Annotated in this window: 22 protein-coding genes and 1 pseudogene; 10 read left to right on the top strand and 13 right to left on the bottom strand. The window is 70.5% G+C overall.

What is annotated here, in order from left to right:
* Genes HQM25_RS02260 through HQM25_RS17685 form a run of 3 tightly spaced genes read right to left on the bottom strand, consistent with a single transcriptional unit; the run spans position 1 to position 4108 of the window.
* Positions 1-1764, bottom strand: a complete 1764-nt coding sequence (locus HQM25_RS02260) for a thiamine pyrophosphate-binding protein (protein ID WP_172988739.1) — start codon at positions 1762-1764, stop codon at positions 1-3.
* On the bottom strand, positions 1761-2660 hold the full coding sequence (locus tag HQM25_RS02255) for a citryl-CoA lyase (protein WP_172988737.1): 900 nt from the start codon (positions 2658-2660) through the stop codon (positions 1761-1763). The genes HQM25_RS02260 and HQM25_RS02255 overlap by 4 nt, the downstream gene beginning before the upstream one ends.
* Positions 2657-4108, bottom strand: a complete 1452-nt coding sequence (locus HQM25_RS17685) for an aldehyde dehydrogenase family protein (RefSeq protein WP_172988736.1) — start codon at positions 4106-4108, stop codon at positions 2657-2659. The genes HQM25_RS02255 and HQM25_RS17685 overlap by 4 nt, the downstream gene beginning before the upstream one ends.
* Before the next feature lie 305 nt (positions 4109-4413).
* On the opposite strand from HQM25_RS17685, the gene HQM25_RS02245 reads away from it, so the two are divergent.
* The 4 genes from HQM25_RS02245 to HQM25_RS02230 all read left to right on the top strand — a co-directional run bounded on the left by HQM25_RS02245 (position 4414) and on the right by HQM25_RS02230 (position 9768).
* Positions 4414-7101: an outer membrane protein assembly factor BamB family protein gene (locus HQM25_RS02245; protein ID WP_172988734.1), complete on the top strand. Its 2688-nt coding sequence runs from the start codon at positions 4414-4416 to the stop codon at positions 7099-7101.
* Positions 7102-7306: 205 nt separating this feature from the next.
* A complete protein-coding gene (locus HQM25_RS02240; protein ID WP_172988732.1) occupies positions 7307-7963 on the top strand; it encodes a TRAP transporter small permease in 657 nt (218 codons plus the stop codon).
* Positions 7964-7966: 3 nt separating this feature from the next.
* Positions 7967-9247 (top strand): TRAP transporter large permease, encoded by a 1281-nt coding sequence (locus tag HQM25_RS02235; RefSeq protein ID WP_172988730.1) that lies wholly within the window; start codon positions 7967-7969, stop codon positions 9245-9247.
* Between the two features lie 77 nt (positions 9248-9324).
* A complete protein-coding gene (locus tag HQM25_RS02230) occupies positions 9325-9768 on the top strand; it encodes a type II 3-dehydroquinate dehydratase (protein ID WP_172988728.1) in 444 nt (147 codons plus the stop codon).
* A gap of 27 nt (positions 9769-9795) precedes the next feature.
* On the opposite strand, the gene HQM25_RS02225 is transcribed toward HQM25_RS02230, so the two are convergent.
* Together HQM25_RS02225 and HQM25_RS02220 are read right to left on the bottom strand one after the other, a co-directional pair.
* Positions 9796-11151, bottom strand: a complete 1356-nt coding sequence (locus tag HQM25_RS02225; protein WP_172988727.1) for an FAD-dependent oxidoreductase — start codon at positions 11149-11151, stop codon at positions 9796-9798.
* On the bottom strand, positions 11151-12242 hold the full coding sequence (locus HQM25_RS02220; protein ID WP_172988726.1) for a Gfo/Idh/MocA family protein: 1092 nt from the start codon (positions 12240-12242) through the stop codon (positions 11151-11153). Before HQM25_RS02220 ends, HQM25_RS02225 begins: the two co-directional genes overlap by 1 nt.
* 323 nt (positions 12243-12565) lie before the next feature.
* Between HQM25_RS02220 and dctP the strand changes: the two genes are divergently transcribed.
* Positions 12566-13624 carry a TRAP transporter substrate-binding protein DctP gene (dctP, locus tag HQM25_RS02215; RefSeq protein WP_172988724.1) on the top strand — a complete coding sequence of 353 codons (1059 nt, stop codon included), beginning with the start codon at positions 12566-12568 and terminating at the stop codon, positions 13622-13624.
* 101 nt (positions 13625-13725) lie between these two features.
* Here dctP and HQM25_RS02210 read toward each other — a convergent pair whose 3' ends face one another.
* Positions 13726-14487 (bottom strand): IclR family transcriptional regulator, encoded by a 762-nt coding sequence (locus HQM25_RS02210; RefSeq protein WP_172988722.1) that lies wholly within the window; start codon positions 14485-14487, stop codon positions 13726-13728.
* A 2-nt stretch (positions 14488-14489) separates the two neighbouring features.
* Complete coding sequence (locus HQM25_RS02205) at positions 14490-15248, bottom strand: IclR family transcriptional regulator (RefSeq protein ID WP_172988720.1); 759 nt, start codon at positions 15246-15248, stop codon at positions 14490-14492.
* 132 nt (positions 15249-15380) lie between these two features.
* Between HQM25_RS02205 and HQM25_RS18000 the strand changes: the two are divergent.
* The 4 genes and pseudogenes from HQM25_RS18000 to HQM25_RS02190 form a co-directional block, all read left to right on the top strand.
* Positions 15381-16112: pseudogene (locus tag HQM25_RS18000) on the top strand (sugar phosphate isomerase/epimerase family protein); the annotation flags it as partial.
* Between the two features lie 248 nt (positions 16113-16360).
* Positions 16361-17221, top strand: a complete 861-nt coding sequence (locus tag HQM25_RS17995) for a VOC family protein (protein WP_367948288.1) — start codon at positions 16361-16363, stop codon at positions 17219-17221.
* Positions 17218-18105, top strand: a complete 888-nt coding sequence (locus HQM25_RS02195) for a shikimate dehydrogenase (RefSeq protein WP_172988718.1) — start codon at positions 17218-17220, stop codon at positions 18103-18105. The genes HQM25_RS17995 and HQM25_RS02195 overlap by 4 nt, the downstream gene beginning before the upstream one ends.
* Positions 18102-18791: a TetR/AcrR family transcriptional regulator gene (locus tag HQM25_RS02190; protein ID WP_172988717.1), complete on the top strand. Its 690-nt coding sequence runs from the start codon at positions 18102-18104 to the stop codon at positions 18789-18791. Before HQM25_RS02195 ends, HQM25_RS02190 begins: the two co-directional genes overlap by 4 nt.
* Before the next feature lie 5 nt (positions 18792-18796).
* On the opposite strand, the gene HQM25_RS02185 is transcribed toward HQM25_RS02190, so the two are convergent.
* The 6 genes from HQM25_RS02185 to HQM25_RS02160 form a co-directional block, all read right to left on the bottom strand.
* Positions 18797-19432 carry an IclR family transcriptional regulator gene (locus HQM25_RS02185; protein ID WP_172988716.1) on the bottom strand — a complete coding sequence of 212 codons (636 nt, stop codon included), beginning with the start codon at positions 19430-19432 and terminating at the stop codon, positions 18797-18799.
* Positions 19433-19437: 5 nt separating this feature from the next.
* Positions 19438-20178 carry an IclR family transcriptional regulator gene (locus HQM25_RS02180; protein WP_172988714.1) on the bottom strand — a complete coding sequence of 247 codons (741 nt, stop codon included), beginning with the start codon at positions 20176-20178 and terminating at the stop codon, positions 19438-19440.
* 184 nt (positions 20179-20362) lie between these two features.
* Positions 20363-21334 carry a ThuA domain-containing protein gene (locus tag HQM25_RS02175; protein ID WP_172988713.1) on the bottom strand — a complete coding sequence of 324 codons (972 nt, stop codon included), beginning with the start codon at positions 21332-21334 and terminating at the stop codon, positions 20363-20365.
* Between the two features lie 191 nt (positions 21335-21525).
* On the bottom strand, positions 21526-22650 hold the full coding sequence (locus HQM25_RS02170; protein ID WP_172988712.1) for a Gfo/Idh/MocA family protein: 1125 nt from the start codon (positions 22648-22650) through the stop codon (positions 21526-21528).
* The gene (locus tag HQM25_RS02165; protein ID WP_172988711.1) at positions 22647-23471 is read right to left on the bottom strand and encodes a sugar phosphate isomerase/epimerase family protein; all 825 of its coding nucleotides are present in this window, start codon (positions 23469-23471) and stop codon (positions 22647-22649) included. Before HQM25_RS02165 ends, HQM25_RS02170 begins: the two co-directional genes overlap by 4 nt.
* A 141-nt stretch (positions 23472-23612) precedes the next feature.
* Positions 23613-24776 (bottom strand): ABC transporter permease, encoded by a 1164-nt coding sequence (locus tag HQM25_RS02160; protein ID WP_172988709.1) that lies wholly within the window; start codon positions 24774-24776, stop codon positions 23613-23615.
* A gap of 79 nt (positions 24777-24855) precedes the next feature.
* Between HQM25_RS02160 and HQM25_RS02155 the strand changes: the two genes are divergently transcribed.
* Complete coding sequence (locus HQM25_RS02155) at positions 24856-25446, top strand: TetR/AcrR family transcriptional regulator (RefSeq protein WP_172988708.1); 591 nt, start codon at positions 24856-24858, stop codon at positions 25444-25446.
* The last annotated feature ends 12 nt before the right edge of the window (positions 25447-25458 follow it).

The raw sequence follows: 25458 nt of genomic DNA, 5'->3' as shown, positions 1-25458 counted from the left end.
TCAGTGCGTGGCGACGTGCTCGACGGTCTCGCCGGGCGCGTAGATGTCGAGGATGTTCCAGTGCCCGGTGGTGGGCGTAGGGACGTTCACCATCGACACGTCGATGACGACCGGGCCGTCGTGGGCGATCGCGCGCTCCAGCGCGGGTTTGAACTCGGCGGCCGACTCGACCTTGATCCCCGTGACGCCGTAGGCCCGGGCGATCGCGGCGTAGTCGGTGTACATGGGGTCATCCCCCTTGCCGAACACGGTGCCGTAGGTCGTGTCGAACGCCGCCTTCTCGAGGCCCGCGATGGTGCCGAACGCGTTGTTGTTCATCACGACCCAGACCACGGGCACGCCCTCCTCCCGCGCGGTGGCGAGCACCGCGGGGTTCTGGCCGAAGCCGCCGTCGCCGACGAGCGAGACGACCACGCGACCCGGCTGCGCGATCTTCGCGCCGACGGCGGCGGGAGCACCGAAGCCCATCGTCGCGAAGCCGCCCGGCGTCAGGAAGGTCCCGGGCGTGAGGATGTCGAACTGCTGCCCCACGCCGTTCTTGTTCCAGCCGACGTCGGTGGTGATGATCGCGTCGGCCGGCAGCACCTCCCTCGTCTCCGAGAGGATCCGCTCGGGCCGCATCGGCCACGCGTCGGAGACCTGCGCGTCGGCGTTCCCGCGCTTGCGCGCGGCGCGGTCGGCGGCGATCCGCTCCCGCAGCTCGGGGCGCTGGACCCCGTCCGGAGCGAGTCGGCGCGCCACGCGCAGGAGCACGGTCAGCGCCGACTTCAGGTCGGCGATCGCGCCGATCTCCAGCGGGTAGTTGCGCCCGAGCTCGGACGGATCGATGTCGATCTGCATGAGCTTCGTGCCCGGGATGTCGAAGGTGTACTCGGGATACCAGGAGCTCGAGTCGGCTTCGGCGAAGCGCGTGCCGAGGGCGAGGATCCGATCCGCCGTCCGGGTCTGCTCATTGGTGAGAGCCGTGCCCCAGAACCCGGTCATCCCCAGGACAAGGGGGCTGTCGTCGGGTACGGCCCCCTTGCCCATGAGGCTGTGCGCCACGGGCAGCGACAGCAGCTCTGCGAACTCGACGAGTTCGTCTGAGGCGTCGGCGGCGACGACGCCGCCGCCGACGTACAGCACCGGCCGCTCGGCCTCGAGCAGGTTCCGCACGATCCGCTCGGCGACCTCCTCGTCGAGGCTCGGCTTGACCAGGGCCCGGGTGTTGCCGATCACCCGGTCGAACAGGGCGGTGTCGATCTCCGCCGAGAACACGTCCATCGGCACGTCGACCAGCACCGGCCCCGGACGCCCGCTCTCGGCAAGCGTGAAGGCCTTGTCCAGGATCTCGGCGATGAGGTGAGGCTGATCCACCCGCCACGCGCGCTTGACGAAGGGGCGGTAGATCTCGTACTGGGCGGCATCCGCGTGCAGGTTGACCTCCTGATGCGGATGCTTGCCGAAGTAGTGCGTCGGCACGTCGCCGGCGATCACGACCATCGGGATCGAGTCCAGCGCGGCGTTCGCCACGCCCGTGGTCGCATTGGTCAGGCCGGGGCCGAGGTGCGAGAGGACGACCCCGGTCCGCTTGGTCACCCGGGCGTAGCCGTCGGCCGCGTGCGCGGCGATCTGCTCGTGACGCACGTTCACGAAGGCGATCTGCTCGCTCTGCTCGAGGGCGGCCAGAAGCGCGATGTTGGTGTGCCCGCACAGTCCGAAGATGTGCTCGACGCCCCGTGCCTCCAGATATCGGATGATCTGGTTCGACACCACATCCTTCATGACGTTCTCCCTCTGTCGTCGCCTGTGTGCGGAACCGATCGGCGAGCCGGTCCCGTGTACGTGTAGCCGATGGCCTTCGGCGTCGGCCCCTTGATGCGCCCGCCCTGCACCATCTGCTCGTGCGCGTGGGCGAGGATGCCGACCGAGCGGGCGAGGATGAACACCCCCCGCCCGAGCTCGGGGCTGAATCCGAGCTCGCAGTAGATGACCGCGGTCACCCCGTCGACGTTCATCGGTATCCGCTGCGCGCGGCCGTCGCTGATCGCGTCCTCGACGGCACGCCCGATGGCCGCGAACCGGCCGCCGATGACGCCGTCGGCGACGGCGTCGTCGACGAGCGACAGCAGCCGCGGGGTGCGCGGGTCGAGCGGGTGGAAGCGATGCCCGAAGCCGGGGACGTACTTCTCGCCCCCCTCCCGGTGACGGCGCAGCACCGACGCAACGGCCTCCTCGAGGCTGCCCGTCCGCTCGGCTTCGGCGTCGATCTCGAAGTACAGCTCCATGCACTGCTGGCCCGGGCCGCCGTGCACGTCGCCGAGCACGTTGATCCCCGAGGCCATCGCACCGTTGATCGCCACGCCGCAGGTCATCGCCATGCGGGCGATCGCGATCGACGGCGCCTGCGGGCCGTGGTCGACCGAGGCGACCAGCGCCGCTTCGAACAGCGCGGCCTCCGCCCGGGAGGGCAGTTCACCGCGCACCATGAGCCAGATCGTGTCGACGAAGCCCGCGTTGCCGATGAGCTCCTCGATCGGATAGCCCCGCAGCGCGATCTCGCCCGGGTGCACGTCGATGATGTCGGTCTGCCACCACTGCCGGGCCTCGGAGACGAGGTCGTCGTACTCCCTGCCGGTCGCCGGATCCGCGCCGGCGGCGCCCTCATCCGCGCCGTTCACGATGCCGCGGCCACAGCCGGGTCCGACGCCTCGAGCGCGGCGTCGTAGAAGTCGCCGAAGAGCTCCTCGTCGGAGGGCCGGTCCTCCGCGATGGCGCGGGAGACCCAGGTCGTGTTGAGGTAGTGGCGCAGCGAGACGTTCTCCGACGTGATGTTGCCGCCCCACGTGCCGCATCCCATCGACGAGGTCATCGGCATCCCGTTCGTGAACGATCCCGCGTTCGCCTTCGAATTGGGCTGGCGCACCATGATCCGCGAGACCGGCATGTGCTGGGCGAAGTAATCGATATGGGCGTCGTCCGTCGATGCGATCCCGCACGAATGCCCCTTGCCGCCGATCTCGTAGAGCCGCTTGGCGACCTCGACACCGTCTTCGAAGCCGCCCTCGTAGGCATGCACCGCCATGAGCGTCGTGAGCTTCTCCTTGCAGAACTGCCGATCCTCGCCGATCCCGTCCCCCTCGACGACGATGAACCGGCGGTCGTCCGGGATGCCGAACCCGGCCGCGCGCGCGAGGGCCTGCGGCGAGATCGCGACGGTGTCGGGCAGGCGGTGCCCCTCGTCGTCCCACATCGCGCCACGCAGCGCATCCCGCTCCGCGGCGCTCGCGAGATACCCGCCCTCGGCCTGGAGAGCGGCGAGCATGTCGGCGTAGCGGGCTGCGGGCACCAGCACGTTGCCGTCGGCCGAGCAGCCCGAGCCGAAGTCCGAGGTCTTCGAGAGCATGCAGTTGCGCGCGGTCTCGGCGAGGTCGGCCGTCTCGTCGACGAACTCGGTCGCGTTCCCGGCTCCCACCCCGTAGGCCGGGGTGCCGGAGCTGTACGCCGCGCGCACCAGTCCCTGACCTCCTGTGGCGATCACGAGGTCGGAGCGCCGCATGATCTCCTGCGACGCCGCGAGGCTCGGCAGCGTGATGCACTGCAGGATGTCGGCGGGCGCGCCTTCGGCCTCCAGCGCCTCGCGCATGAGCCGGACCGTCTCGAAGGTCGTGTGCTGCGAGCGCGGGTGCGGGGAGAAGACGACGACGTCGCGCGCCTTGATCGCATAGATCGCGTTGCCGGCCGGCGTCAGGTCGGGGTTGGTGGTCGGCACGACGCAGCCGATGACGCCGACGGGCTTGCCGTACTTGACCAGGCCGCGCGCGGCATCCTCTTCGATGATCCCGACGGAGGGGCTGCGCAGCGCGTCGCGCAGCACCCCGCGGATCTTCATGCGCTTGTTCATGCGGCTGTCGAAGTCGCCGAGACCGGACTCCTCGATGCCCATCGAGACGAGCCGGCGGAATGTGCTGCGGTTGGCCACCGCCCAGGCGACCGCCCGGATCAGGCGATCCACCCGGGCCTGATCGTAGGTCTCGATGATCGCGAGCGCCGCGCGTGCGCGGGCGAAGACCTCGTCGATCTCGCTCTCCTGCTCGGGCGACAGGGATTTGGGTGCTGATGCAGCCATGACAACTCCGTCCATGGGCGTGGTGCCGACAGCCGCATGGTAGGCACCGTCCGCCGCGGCCGACAAAGGCTGTCCCACTGGGTAGTAACGGCGCGGCCGCCGCCCGTGTCCGGGGCCCTCCGCACGGGCTCTGTCTCACTCGATGGGCCGCGCTGTTGCCCGCCCGCGGACCCGCCGTTAGCGTCCCCAGCGCTGGCCGGTTCATCGCCGAACCCCCAGGTCGGGCGGGCCGGACAGCGCCCCCAGCGGCGCGGACCGGGCACCACCCGACCGCGTCGGATCAACGATGATCAAGGAGTCAACGCATGCGCAGAAGACTGACCAGAGGGTGGGGAGCCGCAGGGATCGGAGCACTCGCGATCGTGCTCGCCGTGGCCGCCTCGCCCGCGTACGGGCTGGGAAGACCCGCCGAGCCGATGCCCCCCGCCGGGCTGACGGGTATGGAGCCCACCGGCGCGGACATGCCGACCGTTGGCGGCAACCTCGGCAACCAGCACTACTCGGGCCTGACGCAGATCGACCAGAGGAACCTCGACGAGCTCGCGCCGGCCTGGCGCACCCATGTCTCGGCGATCGCCCCCGCCAGCGACGACGTCGGACAGCAGACGACCCCGATCGTCGTCGACGGCGTCATCTACGTCGACACCCCCAGCGGCGGCGTCATCGCCGTCGACGGTGCGACGGGCGCGTCGGAGTGGAAGTGGGAGCCCACCGACTACCCGGCCGCCGGCACCCGCCGCGGCGTCTCGGCCGGCGACGGGAAGATCTTCACCCTCGCCGACGACCGCGTGGTGGCCCTGGACCAGGAGACCGGCGAGGAGGTCTGGGTCGTCGCGCCGGAGGGTCCGAACGGCGAGTTCCTCGGCAACATCGATCGCGTCGCGACCGTCTACTACAACGGTCTCGTCTTCGCGCACGCCGCCAACGGAAACCGCGCCGCCGTGATCGCGCTCGACGCGAGCGACGGCAGCTACGTCTGGCACTTCTTCGGCGGTCCCGATCGCGGAGTGATCTACACCGACGTCAACGGGAACTCGGTGGATGCCGGGGCCACGTGGGGTCCGGTGCTGCCCAACGGCGTGGACTGCTCCCTCACCGGAGGCTCGACCCCGTGGATGCACGGCTCCGTCGACCCGGAGCTCGGCTACTACTTCATCACCTTCGGCAACGCCCGCAGCTGCACGTCGTCGCAGAACGGCTCGCTGCGACCCGGCGACAACCTCTTCTCGAGCACGATGGTGGCCGTCGACGCGGTCAGCGGCGACTACAAGTGGCACTATCAGTCGATCCGCCACGACGTCTGGGACATGGACAACGTGCACCCGCCGACCCTCGCCGACATCGAGATCGAGGGCGTCGAGCGCAAGGTGCTCTTCTACGGGAGCAAGTCGGGTCACCAGTTCGTGCTCGACCGCACGAACGGTCAGCCCGCCCTGCCCGTGGTCGACAGGCCGATGATCACCGACTCGCGCCAGGCGCACGCCGAGACGCAGCCGTTCCCCGTGAACCGACTGCTCCCCGAGTGCCTCGTGTGGGAGAAGCTCGACCCCGACAACATCCCGGGAGACCCGTGGCGCGCAGTGCCGAACTACAACGGCTACCAGCCCGACGCGGACGGCAACCTCGTCTACAACCCCGACAGCTATGTGGCCGTCGACGAGCCCTTCCTCACCTACCCGGAGGGCCAGGACCACCGTGAGGGCTGCATGTACGACCCGCAGTGGGACGCGCCGATCCTGTCGACGACGAGCCAGAACGGCGGCGGCGACTGGTCGAACAACTCGTACAGCCACAGCACGAACCTCGTCTACTTCCCGTACGGCACCAACCCGGTGGCGCACTGGAACGGCGCGGCGGCCAACGGCCAGCGCGCGATGGGGCAGTACCAGACCGGCGGCATCCTCGCCTACGACGCCTCGACCGGCGAAGTGGCGTGGCGCAACCACCTCGGCACCGACATGTCCCACGGACAGGGGCCGCTGACGACGGCATCCGATCTGCTGTTCGTCGGCCAGATCGACGGTCGCCTGCTGGCGATGGATGCAGCGCACGGCGACGTGCTGTGGGAGTTCCAGACCGGCTCGGGCATCGCCGGGGCGCCGGTGACGTACGAGGTGGACGGCGAGCAGTACGTCGCCGTCATCGCGGCGGGATCGACGAACCCCTACGGCGGCTCGGTCACACGGGGCGACTCGCTCTGGGCGTTCAAGCTCGGCGGCACGTACACCACCGCATCGGGGAGCCAGGAGGGTCCGATCACCGGTCCGCTGTCGATCCGACGCCCGGTCAGCGGCGGCGCCGTGGCGGGCGAGACGGTCGAGAACACCGTGCTGCTGGCCCGCAGCAGCCGTACGGCCGACACCGCCGCGGCGCGTGACAGCGTGTCGCAGAGCGGCATGCAGCCGACGCACCTGCGCGTGCCGGTCGGAACGACGGTGACCTTCCGCAATCCCGGGGTCGAGACGTTCCCGAACTTCCCGAACCTGAAGGAGCACTGCGCCACGCAGTTCTTCGAGGGCGAGTTCAACGCGAGGCTGCAGCCGGGCGAGACCTACCAGCACACGTTCGATCGTGCCGGTGAGTACTTCTTCAACGACTGCACCGACCCGCGGCCGACCGGGAAGATCGAGGTCTACCTGACGGCCGAGGACCAGCCGGGCGCGCTCACCTTCACGCCGGCGAGGCTGAACCTCGCCTCCGGCACCGGGCTGTTCACCGGCATCCACGGGACCGTCACGGCGCAGTTCGCGCTCCCCGCCGGCTACACCTACGACGGCGGCGCCGCGCTGACGACACCGCTGGGACTGCAGGCGCTGCCCGTCGACGTCGTCACGGCGAACCCGAACCGCGTCATCGTGAAGATCGACAAGGCGGACCTCGACAACAACGTGCCCACCGGGGAGGTGACCCTGACACTGACCATCGACGTGCTGAACGCCGACGGCGCCCAGGAGCAGCTCTCCTCGAGCGCGGTCGTCACCGTCGTCAAGTAGTCGCCGCATCGCCGGCACGCCGATCCGCTCCCGTCGCCCGACGGGGGCGGATCGGTCTGTGTGGCCGATGTCCCATTCGGCGAGACTCGTCTTTGCAGTTCCCGGATCACAGACCAGAGTCACAGGGGCGGTCATGCGCGTGCGCATCACCCCCCGGATCAACAGAGAGGTTGGCAATGCACCCTGACACCGTGGCGGTGACGCCATGACCGACAACGACGCGGAGCGGACGCCCGAGGACGAGCCGCACCGCGATGCGGACGGCGAGCAGGCGCGCAAGGCCTCGGAGGCCGAGGGCGAGTCCATCTACCCCGCCACCGACACCTACTACACCGCTCCCGGCCTCAACCGCGGCGCCCCCGAGGACCCCCTGTTCCTGCGGATCCTGTCGGCCATCGAGATCACGATCGGCGTCACGCTGTTCGCCCTCATCGTCTTCGGCGTCATGTACCAGGTGCTGGGGCGCTACTTCCCCTCGGTGAACTGGGTCGGGGCGGGCGAGCTCGCACTGCTGTCGATGATCGCCATGACGTTCGTCGTGACCGGCTACCTCGTCGGCCGCAACGGCCACATCGTCCTCGAGATCTTCGACGAGCTGCTGGCGGGCACCCGCCTGTTCATCGCGCTGCGCGTCGTCTCCGCCGTGATCATGGTCGCCACCAGCGTCGCCCTCGCGTTCGAGGCGTGGGTGAAGATCGACACCGAATGGGGGCGCGCCAGCGCGGCGATGCACGTCCCGCTGGGCGTGCTCTACATCTTCGCGCTCATCGGCTTCGTGTCGGCGGCGATCCACTCCGCCTTCAAGATCCCCTACGCGAACCGCCCCGAGCGCAAGCTCGACATCGGCGAGATGGAGGGCTGAGCGGTGGAACTCTGGCTCTACATCCTGCTGTTCGTCGTCTTCCTGCTGCTGCGGGTGCCCGTCGCCTTCGCGATGATCGCGGCGAGCATGCTCTACTTCTACAGTCAGGGCCTCTCGGCCGGTTACGCGGTCTCGTCGATCGTGAACGGCATCAACAGCTTCCCGCTGCTGGCGGTTCCGCTGTTCATCTTCGTCGGCAGCATCGCCAACAACCTCGGCATCGCCACCCGTCTGTACGATCTGGCGCGAGCGCTGCTCCCCCGGCTCCCCGGGCACCTCGCCTACGTCAACCTCGGCACGGCGATCGGCTTCTCGTGGATCAGCGGCTCGGCGCTCGCCGACGCGGCCTCGACGAGCAAGGTGCAGATCCCGCAGATGCTGAAGGCCGGCTACCCGTACGGCTTCTCGGCCGGTCTCACGGCCTCGGGATCGCTGATGAGCACGGTGATGCCGCCGAGCGTGCCCGCAGTGCTGTTCGCGGCCACGGCGTCGATCTCGACGGGTGCGCTGTTCGCGGGCTCGATCATCCCCGCGATGCTCATGGCCGTCGGGCTCGCGATCTACGTCTTCGTCTGGGTGCGCCGTCACCCGGAAGTCGCCGTGAGCCGGCCGTTCAACGGCGCGCTGCTGGGCAAGGCGGCGGTGCGCGTGATCGGGCCTGCCATGCTGCCCGTGATCATCCTCGGCGGCATCTTCAGCGGCCTGTTCACACCGACCGAGAGCGCGGGCATCGCCGCCGCCTACATGCTGGCGCTCGGCCTGATCTACCGCACGCTGACCTGGCCGGTGTTCTGGAAGTCGGCGAAGGAGACGGTCGTCATCTCCGGTGGCATCCTGCTGATCCTCGGCGCATCGAACCTCATGGGCCAGGTGCTGGCCCGCGAGCAGGTGTCACGGGCCCTCGGTGAGTGGCTGCTCGGGGTCACCGACAACCCGATCGTGTTCCTGCTGATCCTGAACGTGCTGCTGATCCTGCTGGGCGTGCCCCTCGAGGCGCCGCCGGTGATCCTGGTGCTGGTGCCCATCCTCATGCCGATCGTCGCCGAGTTCGGGATCGAGCCGGTGCAGCTGGGCGTGATCATGATCCTGAACCTGATGATCGGGTCCTTGACACCACCGGTCGGTGCCGTGCTGTTCGTGGTGGGGTCGATCACCCGACGGCCCATGGGAGAGCTGTTCCGCGGCATCCTCCCGTTCCTCATCCCGCTCGGCGTCGTCCTGCTGCTGCTCACCCTGTTCCCGCAGATCGTGACGGCCCTGCCGACGCTGCTCGGACTGCTGTAGTCACGGGCGGCTGCGCCGATGCCCGTTCTGGGGAAGGGCATCGGCGCAGCGCCCCAGGGAAGGAAGGGAAGGATGCGATGACCCGACGCCTCTTCGTGCTGAACGGGCCAAATCTGAACATGCTCGGACAGCGCGAGCCGGAGCTGTACGGCACGGCCACCCTCGCCGACATCCGCGCCGACTGCGAGCGCGTCGCCGACGAAGTCGGCTTCGATCTGTTCTTCGCCCAGTCGAACGCGGAGCACGAGCTCGTGGAATGGGTGCACGAGGCGTTCCGGCAGAGCGCGACCGTCGTCGTGAATCCGGCGGCGCTGAGCTTCGCCTCGGTGCCCCTGCTGGACGCGCTGCATATGCTCACGACACCGGTGGTCGAGGTGCACATCACCAACATCCATGCCCGCGACGAGATCCACCGCACATCGCTGATCTCCACGGTCGCCCGGGCGGTGATCGCCGGCGCGGGCGCGTACGGCTACGAACTGGCGATCCGCACCGCGGCCCGGCTCACACCGCCGCGCTGAGCGAGGGACGCCCCTGGGCGCACAGCGTCAGCGACCCGAGATCGCGTCGGCGGCCGCGAAGCCGAAGACGAGGGCCTTGGTGAGAGCCGACCCTGTCATGTACGACGCGCCGTGGAATCCGCCGACCACCTCGCCGGCGGCGTACAGGCCGTCGATCCGGGTGCCGTCGACCCGTCGCGCCCCGGTGTCCGCTCCGACCCTGATGCCGCCGAAGGTGGACGTCATGGCCGTGACGGCCGCATAGGCCCAGAACGGAGGGGTCGCGACCGGCACGAGCGCGCCCACCCCGTTCACGAGCCCGGTCCGCCCGAATCCGTCCGGCCGAGTGCCCGCCACGATTCCGTTGTACTCCGACACCGTCGCCTGCAGCGCCCGCGGTGGAATCCCCACCTCGGCGGCGAGCGCTCCGATCGTGGGCGCGGTGACCAGATGGCCGAGCTGCTCGATCCGGTCCATGTCCGACAGCGGCACCCCGGGTCGGGAGAGCGCCCGCACGCGCGCGTCGAAGATCTGGAACGCCGTCCGGCCCGGCTGGGCCAGCACCGCGGCACCGAGGACCTTGTACGACGCGGACTCGTCGGCGAACCGCTCCCCGCGGGAGTTCACGAGGATCGCGCCGAGGTAGTTCGCGGTGAGGAGCTCATGCTCGTCGTCGCTCGTCTCGGCGTGCTGCCCGTAGGTGCCCGTGACATGTCCGATGTCGGCGAGTCCCGCGCCCAGCAGCCACGCCATGCGCAGACCGTCGCCGGTGTTCCCCACTCCCCCGTACGGCATCGCGGCCGCCTGGTCCGGCACGAACAGCTCGAGCAGCTCGGGCGAGCGCGAGAAGCCTCCGGTGGTGAGGACGACACCCGCGGGAGCCTCGAGCAGGTCGGACCCGGTACGGACCCCGACGACGCGCCTACCGTCGTGCACCAGCTCCGCCACGGCCCGGCCGCGCAGCACCGTCGCCCCGGCGGCGACCGCCTCCTCCTCGAGCATCCCGAGCAGCGCCGCGATGCGCACGAGGTGGGCGCGTGCCACGGTCATTCCCGCGCTCACCTTGAGCTCGCCCGTCCATGCGCCCGCCCGCTCGATGGCCACCGTCGCGTCCGACTGCCGGGCGACGAGCGCCTCCAGCAGCGCCGGATCGGCGGCGCCCCCGCCCGTGGCCACGAGGTCGGCGAGGAACACGTCGTCCGAGTCGGCGACACCGACGCGCCGCTGCACGGCGGTGCCGGAAAGGGCGAACCATCCGCCGCTCATCGCCGAGCTGCCTCCCAGCCGAGGGCGCTTCTCCACGAGGGCGACCCTCGCCCCCGCCGCAGCGAGGCGCTGGGTGGCGGCCAGGCCGGCCAGTCCTCCGCCCACGACGATCGCGTCGAAGCCGTGGGGACCGGGCATCAGCTGTCAGCCGCTCTGATCGCGTCGACGCGGAAGCGCTCCACGTCGACCGTCTCTCCCGTCTGCGCCGCCCAGGTCGCAGCTTCGACGAGCGCCAGCGTGCGTGACGCGTCCTCGGCCGACACCAGAGGCGGTGCGTCGCCACGGGCGACGTCGAGGAAGTGGTCCAGCTGGGCCTGGAACGACCCGCGCGGCGGCGCCGCCAGGTAGGTGCGCGACAGCGGGGAGTGCCAGTCCGCGGCCACCGAGGGGTGATACCCGTACATCGCGAGATTCGGCACCGACAGGCCGGCGCGCGTGCCGACCACACGGTATGCGATCTCGTCCGGGACGTACGGGAACGCGGCCGTCTCCTCGGTCGCCTGGTCCCACCCCCACGGCGAGACCCCGGCGTCGGAGGCCAGGAAGCTCCCCACCGCACCGCTGTCGAATCGCAGGCTCAGCGAGATGGTGTCCTCGACCGCGAGACCCCGCGCATGGTGGCTCTTCATCGCCTGGATCTGCGCGACCTCGCCGAGCAGGTGGCGCAGCAGGTCGAGGTCGTGCACGACGTTGATGAGCATCACACCGGCGCCGGGTTCGCGGTGCCAGGGCAGGTCGGAGAAGTACGCGTCGTCCTTGCGGGCCGACCACATTCCGCTGACGGCCACGATCTGGCCGAGCTCCCCCTCACGGACCGCCACGCGCGCACGGGCGATGGCGGGATGATGCCGGCGGTGGTGTCCGACGAGCAGGCGCGCATCGGCTCGCCGAGCGACCTCGCGCACGAGTCGCCGCGAATCGCCGAATGTGCTGGCGATCGGCTTTTCGAGCAGCACCGCGACACCGGCGCCCAGGCACTCGATCGCCGTGTCGACATGGACGCGGTTCGGATTGGCGATGATGACGGCATCCGGTCGCACCGCCTCGAGCATGGCCGCCGTCCCGTCGAAGAGCGGGCACCCGAAGGCCTCGCCGTCGGTCACCGCCGGGTCGACCACGGCGACCAGCCGTGCCCCCGCGGCGGCGTGGACGAACTCGATGTGCTGTCGCCCCATGAATCCCGCACCGATCACGGCGATGCGCACCGCAGGCTGTCCGGAAACGGTCATCGGGTTCCCCTTGCGTCGTCGCGGCGGCGATGCCTCCGAGCGTATGGCACCATGAACCGACGACCCGTCCACGTTCCACTCAGTGGCTCCGCGGGACGCCCGGACCGCGAGTCGGAAGGCATGTTCCATTCGCCGGGACATCGCTTTGCGAACCGTCCCGAGTCCGAGAGAGTCGCAACTGCCACCGAGCCGCACCGCGACAGCCTGGTCGACGACGATCTCGCCCCGTGCGACGTCACGACGACCGGATGCCGCGGGGCGGCCACCGAATGACACGTCCGCGCTTGCACGAAGACGTGCGCAGAGTAAGAGGAGACAGTCACATGGGCACAGCCCGATCGACGCGCCGAGGCCGCATTACCGCGTCGGTGCTCGCAGCATCCGCACTCGTCGTCACCGGCTGCGCCGGCGGCGGCGGCACCCCGACGGAGACGGAAGACGCTTCCGAATCCACGAATGAACCCGTGACGCTGACGGTCGCGACCAGCCAGAACGAGGAGACGCCGAACTACTACTGCGGCGTCCAACTGCTCAAGGATCGTCTCGAGGATGCCGACATCGGCTTCACGGTCGACCTGTTCCCCGCGAGCCAGCTCGGCCCCGACGCCGACCGGTTCCCGCTCGTGCAGGCCGGTGACATCGACATCGACCTGCAGGGTGCGTCCGCGCTGAGCTCCACCTTCGAGCCGATCGGCGTCGTCGACGCCGCGTACGCGTTCAACGACGTCGACCACGCCTTCCGGTGGATCGACGAGTCGTCGGAGGAGCTGTTCACAGCCTTCCACGAGGCGACCGGCGTCTCCGTCGTCGACGGATGGTTCTTCGGCGACCGCACCTTCACCACGAAGGACGTCGAGGTCACCAGCCCCGACGACCTCGACGGTGTGCCGATCCGGTTCCCGAACTCGCCGCAGTTCCTCGCCAACGCGGAGGCGCTCGGCGTCACCAACCCGGTCTCCGTCGCCTTCGAAGAGGTCTACTCCGCACTGCAGCAGGGCATCGCCGCCGGCCAGGAGAACCCGATCGTCGCGACGAACGCCGCCAGCTACGACGAGGTGCTCAACACCGCCGTCCTGAACAACCACCAGGTCGGCATCCACTGGATCATCGTCAGCGACGCGACCTACGAGAAGATGAGCGAGGAGCAGGCCGCGCTGCTCGAGGAGACCATCCACGAGATCCGCCCCGAGAACCGCGACTGCGTCGACGAGGCGACCGAGGAGGTCCTCGACGAGTACCGCGCCAATGACGCGTTCACGGTCGTCGAGCAGGAGGACATCGACATGGACGCCTTCATCAGCAAGGCCGAGACGTTCTTCGAGGGCTACTTCACCGGCGAGAACCTGGAGGCCTACCAGGCCATCCGCGAGACGGCGGACTGACCCCCTCCCGGCCACGCGAGCAGACGGGGTGGGTGCCGACCGGCATCCACCCCGTTCTCTCGTTCCGGCGGGTCACGCCTCGCGGTCGCAGATCCGGCGGGTCACGCCTCGCGGTCGGAGATCCGGCGGGTCAGGGCGGCCGCCGCGGCCCGCACGACCGGGCCCAGCCGCTCCGTGGACACCGACTCGACGGTGCCGGCGACCGACACTGCGGCCAGGGGAGAGCCGTCATGGCCGAAGACGACCGCCGCGGTGCACGAGCGCCCGAGCACGCACTCCTCCTTCTCGGAGGCGACTCCCGCGCTCCGGATCTGCCGCAGCTCGTCGCGCAGCGCCTGGGGATCGGTGAGGGTGTGCGGCGTACGACGGGTCAGTCCGCCCTGCACGACCCGATCGATGACGCCGGGCGGCGCGTACGCGAGCAGCGCCTTGCCCAGCGCTGTGGCATGGGCCGGCAGTCGTCCGCCCACGACGGCATGCGGTCGGAAGGCCGGCTCGCTGCGGAGGATCGCGAGGTAGACGACGTCGGCGCCCTCGAGCACGGCCAGCTGGACCGACTGCCCGGTGACGTCGCGCAGCTCCGCCATCACCGAGTGCGACAGTCGCCGGAGGCGTCGGGGATGGGCCACGGTCTGACCGAGCTCGAACAGGCGCACGCCGAGGTAGAACTTGTCGCCCTCCCGGTCGAGCAGGCGCTCCGCGACGAGTTCGGCCGCGATGCGCGACACCGTCGATTTGGGGATGCTCGCGCGCCGCGCCAACTCGGAGATCCCGAGCCCCTCCTCGTCGTCGCCGAAGGCATCGAACACGGCCGTCACGCGGTCGAGGACGCTGACAGCCTCGGTCCAGTCGGCGATGCGCATCGCTACGCCGCCGAGAGCCGGCGGGTCACGGTGGTTCCCGCCGCCCGCACCAGGGGCGCGACGCTGCGGGGATCCAGCGAGGCGCTCGGTCCGGCGATGGAGATCGCGCCGAGCACGCGGCGGTCGGGCGAGAGCACGGGGGTCGCGACCGCCGAGATGCCGGGGTAGGAGTTCTCGATGTCGGTCGCGACGACCGCCTTGCGCACGTCGCTGAGCTCGTCGCGGAAGTGGCTGGCCGCGTCGGCCACGAGAGGCGCGCTGATGCGGCTGACGAGGCCCTGGTCTGCGCAGAACGCGAGATACGCCTTTCCGCTGGCGGTGGTCAGGACGGGCGCGTGCATGCCCACGCGCGTGGGCAGCAGCGGGATGTTCCCGGCGACGGTGGCGAGCGACACCATGTCGCTGCCCTGCGGCACCCACAGCCCCACGCGCTCTCCGGTGGCGTCCCGCAGGTTGCGGATGACCGGCGCCGCCGCCGCCAGCAGCCGGCGCGGCAGGCTCGCCCGCGCCCCGAGCTCGAACAGCCGCAGCCCGAGCACGACACCGCCGTCGGTGCGCTCGAGGTATCGCTGCGCGGTCAGCTCTGCCGTGAGCCGCGACACGGTGGACTTGGGCAGGGCGGTGCGCTCGGCCAGATCGGTGATCGAGATCACCCCGCCCGATTCCTTCACGGCGTCGAGGATCGCGATGAGGCGGCCGAGCACCGAGACGGGCGCTGCGGCGCGCGCAGGAGCGGTGTTCCATTCGGCGGGACTCGTCATCGAGCGCCCCCTTCTGACAGGTTGAATCGTCATCGATCGGCCTTGAGACCGAACGTACTAGTTAGTACGTAACCATGCAATGCTGTAGACAGATCGGTCGGGCACCAGCGTCGGTGACCGCAGAAGGGTGTGATGCGCACGTCGATCGCCACGGTGTGCCTCAGCGGCACGCTCGACGAGAAGCTCGTCGCCGCGCGCGACGCCGGGTTCGACGGCGTCGAGATCTTCGAGCCCGACCTCGTGGCCACGCGGGCCTCGCCGGAGCAGATCCGCGACCGCGCCGCCGAACTCGGCCTGAGCCTTGATCTGTACCAGCCGTTCCGCGATTTCGAGGGGGTCGGGCCGGCTGCCCTGGAGCAGAACCTCCGTCGCGCCGACGCCAAGTTCACGCTGATGAACCGGCTCGGGATCGAGACGATGCTGCTGTGCAGCAACGTGGCGACCGCCCGCAGCGGTGATGAGCAGCTGGCCGCCGCGCAGCTGCGGCAGCTCGGCGACCTCGCCGAGCGGCACGGGGTGCGCGTCGCCTACGAGGCCCTCGCGTGGGGTCGCTTCGTCGACGATTACGAGGTGGCCGCGCGCATCGTGCGCCTCGCCGACCATCCGCGCATCGGCCTGTGCCTGGACAGCTTCCACATCCTCTCCAAGGGGCACAGCCCGGAGGCCATCGAGACCATCCCCGCCGACCGGATCTTCTTCGTGCAGATGGCCGACGCGCCGCTGCTCTCGCTCGACGTGCTCTCGTGGAGCCGGCACCATCGCCTGTTCCCCGGCGAGGGCGGCTTCGACCTGGGCGGCTTCATGGCGCACCTGCTGCGCACCGGGTACGACGGACCCATCTCGCTCGAGATCTTCAACGACACCTTCCGGCAGTCCGATCCCCTCGCCACCGCCATCGACGCCCGCCGGTCGCTGCGCTGGCTCGAGCACGAGGCGGCGATGGCCGCAGGCCCGAGCGCTCCCCCGGCCGGTCTCCCTGCCGATCTCCTCCCGGCGGTGGCACCCCCCGCCGATGTGAACTACGTCGAACTGCGATCGGACGACCTCCCGGCGGTGCGCGCCCTGCTCGGCCGGCTCGGGTTCGTCGCTCACGGGCCCCACCGCACCAAGGGGTGGAGCTCTGGTCGCAGGGCGCAGCCCGGATCATTCTCGGCGCACCCGCCACTGACCGCGCGCAGCCCACCGTCGCCGGCATCGGCCTGTCGGTCGGCGACCCGTCGACCTCGCTGCGACGCGCACTCGAGCTGTCCGCACCCGCCGTACCCCGCGAAGAGGACGCCGATGACGAGCCCCTCGTGGGCGTGCGCGCCCCCGACGGTTCGGAGGTGTTCTTCGGGGAGGCCGGCGCCCCGGCCCCGCGCTGGGTCGAGGAGTTCGGCGAGCCCGAACCGGGGCCGCCGCCGTTGGTCACCGCCGTCGACCACATCAACCTGGCTCAGCCGTGGCAGCACTTCGACGCCGCCGTGCTGTTCTTCCGCTCGGTGCTCGACCTGCACGCCGAGCCCTCCGTCGAGGTCGCCGCACCGGTCGGACTCGTGCGCAGCCAGGTGCTGCGCAGCCGCGACGGCGTGGTGCGGATCGCACTCAACCTGGTCCCCTCCGGCGCGGGCGACGAGGCGATCCTCCCGCAGCACATCGCCTTCGCGACCCCCGACGTGCTCGCCCTGGCCCGCGCGGCCCGCGACCGCGGCTTCCGTCCGCTCGACATCCCCGCGAACTACTACGACGACATCGAGGCGCGCCACCAGCTGGATCCGGGGCTGCTCGACCAGCTCAGAGAGCTCAACGTGATGTACGACCGCGACGACACCGGCGAGTTCCTCCACTTCTACACCGACCCGATCGGAACGGTCTTCCTCGAAGCCGTGGAGCGCCGTGGCGGCTACTCCGGCTACGGAGCGGTCAACGCCCCCGTGCGGCTCGCCGCACAGTATGAGCGCCGACGCGCCGCGAGCCGGGACGACCGCTCGTGAGCCGGTTCCTCGTCGGGCTCATCGGCGAAGGCATCACCGCGTCCCTGACGCCCGCCATGCACGAAGCCGAGGCCGCGGAGATGGGGCTGGACTACGAGTACCGGGTGCTCGATCTCATCGAGCTGGGCCGGCCCGCCACCGACCTCGGTGCGATGCTCGCCGAGGCCCGGGCCGCCGGCTACGCCGCGATGAACATCACCCACCCGTGCAAGCAGCTCGTGCTGGACCTCGTCGACGAGCTGGATCCGGATGCCGCGCACCTGCGCGCCGTGAACCTCGTGGTGTTCGACGGTGGTCGGCTCGTCGGCTACAACACCGACTGGATGGGGTTCCACGACGGTCTCGTCGCGGGCCTTCCCGATGCCGGCCTCGACCGTGTCGTGCAGATCGGGTGCGGCGGGGCGGGCGCCGCGACGGCGTACGCCCTGCTGTCGCGCGGCGTCCTGCGCCTCGAGCTGGCCGATGTCGACGACGCCCGGGCGCGTGAGCTCGCGGCACGGATGCGCCCGCACTTCCCCGGACGGGAGGTCATCGCACTCCGCGGCGGAGACCTGGATGACGCGATCTCCGCCGCCGGCGGGGTCGTGCACGCCACCCCGCTGGGGATGCTGCACCACCCCGGCGTCGCGTTCGACGTCGAGCTCCTCCGCCCGGGCGCGTGGGTGTCGGACGTCGTCTACCGGCCGCTGGAGACCGAGCTGATCCGGCGCGCGGCCGCGCGCCGGCATCCCGTGCTCGACGGCGGCCGCATGGCCGTCGGCCAGGCATGCGCTAGTCTGCGGATCATCACGGGCGCGGCACCCGATCGCGAGCGGATGGAGCGGCACTTCCGCGCACTGATCAGCGCCGAAGAAGACGCGGGTGCGGGAGAGGACCGGCAGTGAGCGACACGTCGGAGGGGGTGCGGGACGCTCCGCCGACCGAACGTGCGGTCCGCACCCAGGGTGACATCCTCGAGGTCGCGACCGCCGAGTTCGCCGCCAAGGGGTACACGGGCGCGCGGGTCGACGAGATCGCGGCCCGCACCCGCACCACCAAGCGGATGATCTACTACTACTTCGGATCGAAGGAGGGCCTGTACCTCGCGGTGCTCGAGCGCGTGTACTCCCGCATCCGCGACGTCGAACGGGCGATCCGCATCGACACCCTCGCGCCGGCGGAGGCTCTTCGCACCCTGGCGGAGGCCACCTACGACCACCACACGACGCACGAGACCTTCATCCAGCTCGTGAGCATCGAGAACATCCACCGCGCCGAGCACCTGCGCCAGTCCGAGACGATCCTCCGCGAGAACGTCACGGCGATCACCCTGCTCGAGGAGGTCATCGAGCGGGGCGTGCGCGAGGGCGAGTTCCGGGACGATGTGGACGCGCTGGACGTGCACATGGTGATCAGCGCCTACGCGTGCTTCCACGTCGCCAACCGCCACACGTTCGCGGCGATCTTCGGGCGTGACATGCTCGACCCCGCCCTGCAGGAATCGCACCGGCGTCTGATCGGCGACATGATCGTGGCGACGATGACCGATCGCAGCCGCGACCTGCCCCGTCCCGGAGCCGACGCACGCTGACGGGATCAGAGCCCGCCGTCCCCCCACCGCCCGCTCAGGGCGCGCGCGGCGGCGCGCGTCGCGAGCACCGCGCGCTCGAGGTCCACCTCCGCCGCGGGGCCCGACACGGAGATCGACGCGACCGCCGCCCCGGCGGCGTCCGCCACCGGGCACGCCACGCAGCGCGTGTCCCCGTCGACGTCCACGACGGGGCCGTCAGCCCGCAATGCCCGGCCGTGGGCCGTGTCGCCCACCAGCCGGGCGCCGGTCCGCGGGAAGGGCCCCTCCGCCCACCGGCCGCGCAGGGCCGCGATGCACACGACGTCGTCGCCGTCTCGGATGGCGAGGTGCACGTGATGGCCCGTGCGATTGCGCAGGTCGGTCATGACGGGCAGGGCCGCGATGCGCAGCTCGCGCGGATGGGCGGCGAGCTGGCCGAGTTCGAACAGCCGCAGGCCGAGATGGATGCGCGAGCCGTCGCGCTCCAGATAGTGCTGGCGCACGAGGGTCGAGACCAGCCGGGAGACGGTCGACTTCGGGAGCCCCGCCCGCGCCGCGAGCTCCGAGATCCCCAGCCCGCGGTCGTCGTCGCCGAAGGCCTCGAGGATGGACGTCATCCGGTCGAGCACGCCGAGCGCGTCGCCCGCGCCGTCCGCGGTCATGCGTCTCACGCGACTCGGACGGCCAGGCGGTGGGTGAGAGCGAGCGCCGCGTGGCGGACGAGCGGCGCCACCCTGGCGGGGTCCATGTCGCTCACGGGGCCGGCGACCGAGATGGCCGCCACCGGAAGCCGGTCCGGCGAGAGGACGGGGCTCGCCACGGCGACGACCCCCGGGAACGTGTGACAGCAGTCGATCGCGATCTCGTCGGAGCGGATCGCGCCCAGCTCCCTCTCGAGTGCGTGGCGCGCTCCCGGATCGAGGGTGGCCAGCACCGTGCGCATCGCCGATTCGTCCTCGGTGAAGGCCAGCACCGCCTTTCCCAGCGCGGTCGTCGCCGATGGGACGCGTGCGCCGGCACGCGAAGGCACGGGTCGAAGTCGACCCCGCACCGAGATGACCGACAGCATGTCGCAGCCCTCCTGCACCGCGACGTTCAGGTGCTCGCCGGTGGCGTTGAAGAGCTCGGCGAGCACGGGCAGCGCGGCGCGGCTGAGCCGCCGCGGGGTGCTCGCCCGCGCGCCGAGCTCGAACAGCCGCAGTCCGATCGCGATGCCCCCCGGGGTGCGCCGCAGGTAGCGCTGGCGGACGAGATCGGCGACGAGCCGCGAGACGGTGGACTTGGGGATGTCTGTGGCCAGGGCGAGCTGGGTGATCGTGGTGGAGCCGTGTGCGTCGCGGACGGTGTCGAGGATGGCGAGGATCCTGTCGAGCACGGATACCGGCTCGTCTCTGAGAGCGGATCGCATGACGGCAGTATCAGTCGGGCCGGGCGGCACGGCAAGCAGGCCACGGCGACGGCGCGGAAAGGTTCCATCCAGTGGAACGGCCAGGCAGCGGCATCCACCCGGACAGCCGCGAGGGGCGCAGGTGCGTCGCGAACGACGAACCCGCGCCCCTCGGATCAGTCCCGATGGATGCCGCGCACGGCCCTTACGCCGCGCAGAACGGCTTGATGCCCATCGCGCTCTCGATGCCCTCCATGACGTGCTGCTGGAAGAACTCGTCGCCGGGCAGCGGTGCGTCGGTCCAGGCTGCGACATCGTGGCCGAGCGTGGTGAGCCACGCGCGTCCGCCGTCGTAGTAGTGGCACCAGCTCACCGGGTGCGACTCGCCGTGGCCCTGGACGGTCGCCTCGCTCGTGGCCTGGTCGACCTCGAGCAGCACGTTGACGTAGCTCGGGTACGGCACCAGGTTGTACCACTCATCCTTGAACGCCCACGTGTCCGGCATGAACGACGTAGAGACGTCGTCGCCGTTGATGACTTCGACGGTGCCCTCGCGGTTCGGCCCGTGGTTGTAGAAGTTCGCCCCGCCGAGCAGGCCCTCGTAGTACGGCCAGTGGTACTCGGCGCCGAAGGCGTTGTGGATGCCGACGAAGCCGCCGCCGCCGCGGACGTACTGCATCAGCGACGTCTGCGCCGTGTCGTCGAGCGTGTCGCGGTTGGAGCCGAGGAAGATGACGGCCTGGTAGTTGTTCGGGCGGAACTGCGCGAGGTCCTCGGTGTAGTCGGCCGTGATGCCGCGCTCGGCGGCCCACGCGATCATCGACGACTGCGCGACGTTGTTCGCGTTCAGCGGCGGGTTCAGGCCCGGTCCGAGGGTGGTGCCGAGGTGGGCGTGGCGCGGACCGGCGGTGCGGCTCCAGATGAGGATGCGCTTCGGCTCCCCCTCCTCCCAGCCGCGGCCCCATTCGTTGTAGCACTCGGGGTTCACGCCGCGGCAGACGCCGTAGTCCTTGATCTCGTCCAGGTAGATCTGGTCCGAGGTCGTGGGCTGCCCGCCCAGTCCATTGCCGTTGCCGTTCGGCTTCTCCGTGTTCAGCGCCGTCCCGCCGACCACCATTCCGGCGCCGAGCGCCGCCGCGGCCACCAGCGCGATGCCGGAGCGTATGAGCGATTTCATGTGATCTCCTTTGATCGTTCGTGCGGTTCCCTCGGGCGAGCCGCTGTCGCCGGCCCCGGGAGTATCGCGAATCTAGGCGCGCCCGAAAGCGCGCCGCAAAGCGCGTTCCACCCAGTAAGCCGCGGGCACGAAGACGCCCCGGTTCCGACGATTCGAGCGTCGGAACCGGGGCGTCTGAGGCGACCAGGACCCTACAGGGTGGCGGCGAAGGGGTCGAAGCCTTCGGGCAGCAGCGGCACGGGGGCGACGGTGCTGGCCACCTCGACGGTCGCGCCGGTGGCAGCGGACTCCTGCGCCGACAGCAGCACGTCCAGCACGTGCAGGCCGAGCTCGCCCGAGGCGACGTGCGGGCGGTCCTCGGCGATGGCACGGACCATGTCGAGGGCGCCGAGGCCCCGGCCGACGGCGAGGTCGGCGTGCTCGATCTCGATCCAGGGCTGCTCGAACGACATCCCGTCGCGCAGCACCCCGAGCGGGTTGACGTACGCGATGCGGCCGGCGAACTGGTTCGGGTCGGGGATCACGATCGAGCCCTCGGTGCCGTGGATCTCGACGATGCCGTGGCGCTCCAGCGCCGAGTCGAAGCTCAGCAGGCTCTGCGCCTGCTGCCCCGACTCGAACGCCGTCACGATCTGGATCGTCGAGGGCACCTCGACGGGGAACAGGGTGCCCGCGTTCGGGCCGGTGTGGATCTGGCGCTCCTCGCGCGCCTTCGTGCCCACCGCCGAGACCCGGTCGACCGGTCCGAACAGGCTCACCAGCGCCGAGAAGTAGTACGGCCCCATGTCCAGGAGCGGGCCGGCGCCCTGTGCGAACAGGAAGCCGGGGTTGGGATGCCACAGGTCGGGCCCCTGCGTCTGGAACACGGTCTGCGCGAACAGCGGGCGGCCGATGCGGCCCTCCTCGATCGCCCGGCGGGCGGCCTGGAACCCGGGGCCGAGCAGCGTGTCGGGCGCGGACCCGATCCGCAGCCCCGCCGCCTTCGCCTCCGTCACCAGCTCGACGGCACCCTCGCGGTCCAGCCCGATCGGCTTCTCGGTCCACACGTGCTTGCCGGCGGCGATCGCCGCGCGGGAGACCGCGATGTGCGCGGCCGGGATCGTGAGATTGATCACGAGGTCGACGCCCGGGTGGGCGAGCACGTCCTCGGCGGTGCCGAACCCGGCGACCCCGTGCTTCTCGGCCTGCGCGCGGGCGCGCTCCACGTCGAGGTCGCCGAGGATGACCACCTCGGTGTCGGGGAAGCGTCCGAGGTTCTCGAGGTAGGTGTCGCTGATGACCCCGACGCCGATGACGCCGATTCCGACCGCGCTCATCGGGCGAACCCGCCCTCGATGAGGAACGCGTAGCTGGCCGCGACATCGGCGAACACGTCCCCGGGCGGGTTGTCGTACTCGATGACCGCGTACTGCAGACCGGATGCCGCCCGCAGCGACTCCGCCAGCGGAACCTCGCCGGTGCCGGCGTGACGCTGGTCCAGGCTCGCGGAGCCGAACTCGCCCGCGTCCGGACCGAACGGGTTGGGCACCGGTGCCACACCGTCCTTCACGTGCACGGCGACCAGACGGTCGCCGAGGCGCTCGACCAGGGCCGGAACGTCCTGACCGCCGGTGAGCGCCCAGAACAGGTCGAGCTCGACCTGGACCCGCTCATCGGTGAGGGTCACGAACCGCTCGAACGCGGACTGGCCGTCGAAATCGGCCACGAACTCCTGCGCGTGGTTGTGGTACCCGACCTGCAGACCGAACCCGGCCGCCGTCTCGACCAGGGCGTTGAGGCGATCGGCGATGTCGGTCACACCCTCCAGGGTGAACCAGCGCTCGGGCGCGACGAACGGATCGATCACCGTCGTCATCCCGACCTTCGCGGCCGCCTCGAAGACGACCTCCGGGGCGGGCGTGGGGATCGAGCCGTCCGGCGTCCACAGCTCATCCGACAGCAGCGGCGCGTGGCCCGTCGGCGACGCCAGCCCCGCGGCATCGAGCGCGGCACGGATCTCGTCGGGACGACGCACGAAGTCGAACGCCTCCACATTCTTCAGGCCGATCGCCGCGAGCTTGTCGAGCGACCCTCCCATATCCGCGGAGAACTGCTCCGCGAGCGTATAGAGCTGAACCGAAGCTGCTGGCAGGGCCACGTTGACCTTCTTCCGTGAAGTGGACCGCGGACGCGAAAGGCGCCCGCGGCCAGAGTAGCAGAAAACTTCCACGCGGAGGTTTTTCTTCTCCCGTACGCGAACAGCCCGCGACCGAGAGTCGCGGGCTTGCGGCATCCGCCCTCAGACGGTCAGCGGATGATCCGCGGCCGTCTCCCCCGCCGCCAGCCGGCGGCGCGGCAGATCGACCAGCGTCAGGGCGAGGCCCGCGACCGCCCACGTCGCCAGCACCAGCCACGAGAACGCGACGTCGGCCGCAGGGAAGTAGGAGAGACTGCGCAGGAGCGTCGCCGCGGCGCCGGGCGGCAGGAACTGCCCGAACTCCCCCCCCGGCGCGGGGAGGAACTCCACCGGCGTCGTCGCCGCCGACAGCGGGTTGGCCACGAGCATCATGAACGCCGCACCGAGCCCGACACCGGCGGGCCCGATGAGCCCCGCCAGACCCGTGATCGTGCTCGAGATCGCGGCGATCGCAAGGGTGATCGCGGCCGCGTTGATCCAGTAATCCCCCTGCAGCGCCCCGTAGAGGCCCTGCAGGATGCCCGCCAGCACCAGCCCCGCGACCGGGGCGTAGATGATCACGCCGACGACGCGGCGCGCGCCGCCCGGCTTGACCAGCAGGGTCATGGCGATCCCGCCGATCATGCCGCCGATCACCATGGGGAACATCGAGGCGGCCAGCCCCGCGCCGTTCGGGTCGTCCTCGGAGAGCGGCACGACGTCGGTCACCTCCACGGTGACGGTCGGGATCGTGATCGGCTCCGCCGCGTCTCCCGGCACCTGCGGCGCCTGACCGCTCTGAACGGCCTGGATCACCGCCTGGATCTGCGCGGCGACCCTCTCCTGCAGCTGCGCGAGGTTCTCCTCGACGGCCGCGTGGATCTGCGCGTCGATCTGCTCCTGCTGACTCTGCGCGACGCCGCCCAGAAGCTGCGCGACCGCTGCGCTCCCCGCGGTCGCGGTCAGCACCTCGGGCGTCTCGCCCTGCTCGGCCGGCAGCACGATGGCGCCGTACACGTCCCGCTGCTCGATGCCGGTCACCGCGGCATCCCGGTCATCGAACTCGGTCAGCGCGACCGCGCCGTCGGCCTGCTCGTCGAGGGCGTCGGCGACCTGCTCGATCTGCTCCGCGGTGCCGACGACGCCGACGGGCAGGTCCTTGGGCTCGGCGTTGACCGCGGGCCACGAGAAGGCGAGCAGCACGACGCCGACGACGATCGAGATGCCGACGGCGATCAGCGGCAGCCGCCACCAGGGGGTCACGGCGTCTTCGTGAGGTGTGGACATGATGATTCCTCTTTAAAAAAACGAATAGTCGTTCTTTATAGTGAACCTCACGGGTAGGGTTGTCAACCGAGGAGCACAGATGCCGAAGATCAGCGAGGCGCGTCGCCAGCAGCGGCGAGCGCAGATCCTGGATGCCGCGCTGCGGTGCTTCCGCCGAGTCGGCTATCAGCGCACGTCGATGGCCGACATCATCGCCGAATCGGGCCTCTCCGCCGGCGCGATCTACGGCTACTTCGACAGCAAGGAGGAGCTGCTGAAGGCTGTCGCCGAGGCGATCCTCGACGATCGGCAGACGGTGCTTGAGACGGCCGCGCACACCGCCGGCCTGACACCGGCGGCGATCGTGCGGATCCTCGCCTCCGGCGTGCGCGAGCAGGCCCCGATCGAGGTACTCGTGCAGGTGTGGGGAGAGGCGACCGTCGACCCCGACCTCCGGGCGATGATGCAGGTGGTGCTGGGACGCGTGCGCGGCACGATCATCGCCGTGCTGCGCCAGTGGGCGCGCGGGAACGCCGATCAGCTCCGCGTCGATCCGGATGCGTGGGCGGCGGCGACCGCACCCGTGCTCATGGGCCTCATCCCCGGCTTCGTCGTGCAGCTGGCGCTCGTCGACGGGTTCGACGCCGACGCGTACCTGGCCGCGCTCGACGACGCGCTCCCCTTCCGCTGACACCGGCGGCGC

Origin of the sequence: Microbacterium hominis, assembly GCF_013282805.1 — a bacterium.
Lineage (GTDB): Bacteria > Actinomycetota > Actinomycetes > Actinomycetales > Microbacteriaceae > Microbacterium > Microbacterium hominis_B.
The sequence above is the reverse complement of the archived record's forward strand: the minus strand, read 5'-3'. Positions and strand labels throughout refer to the sequence as shown.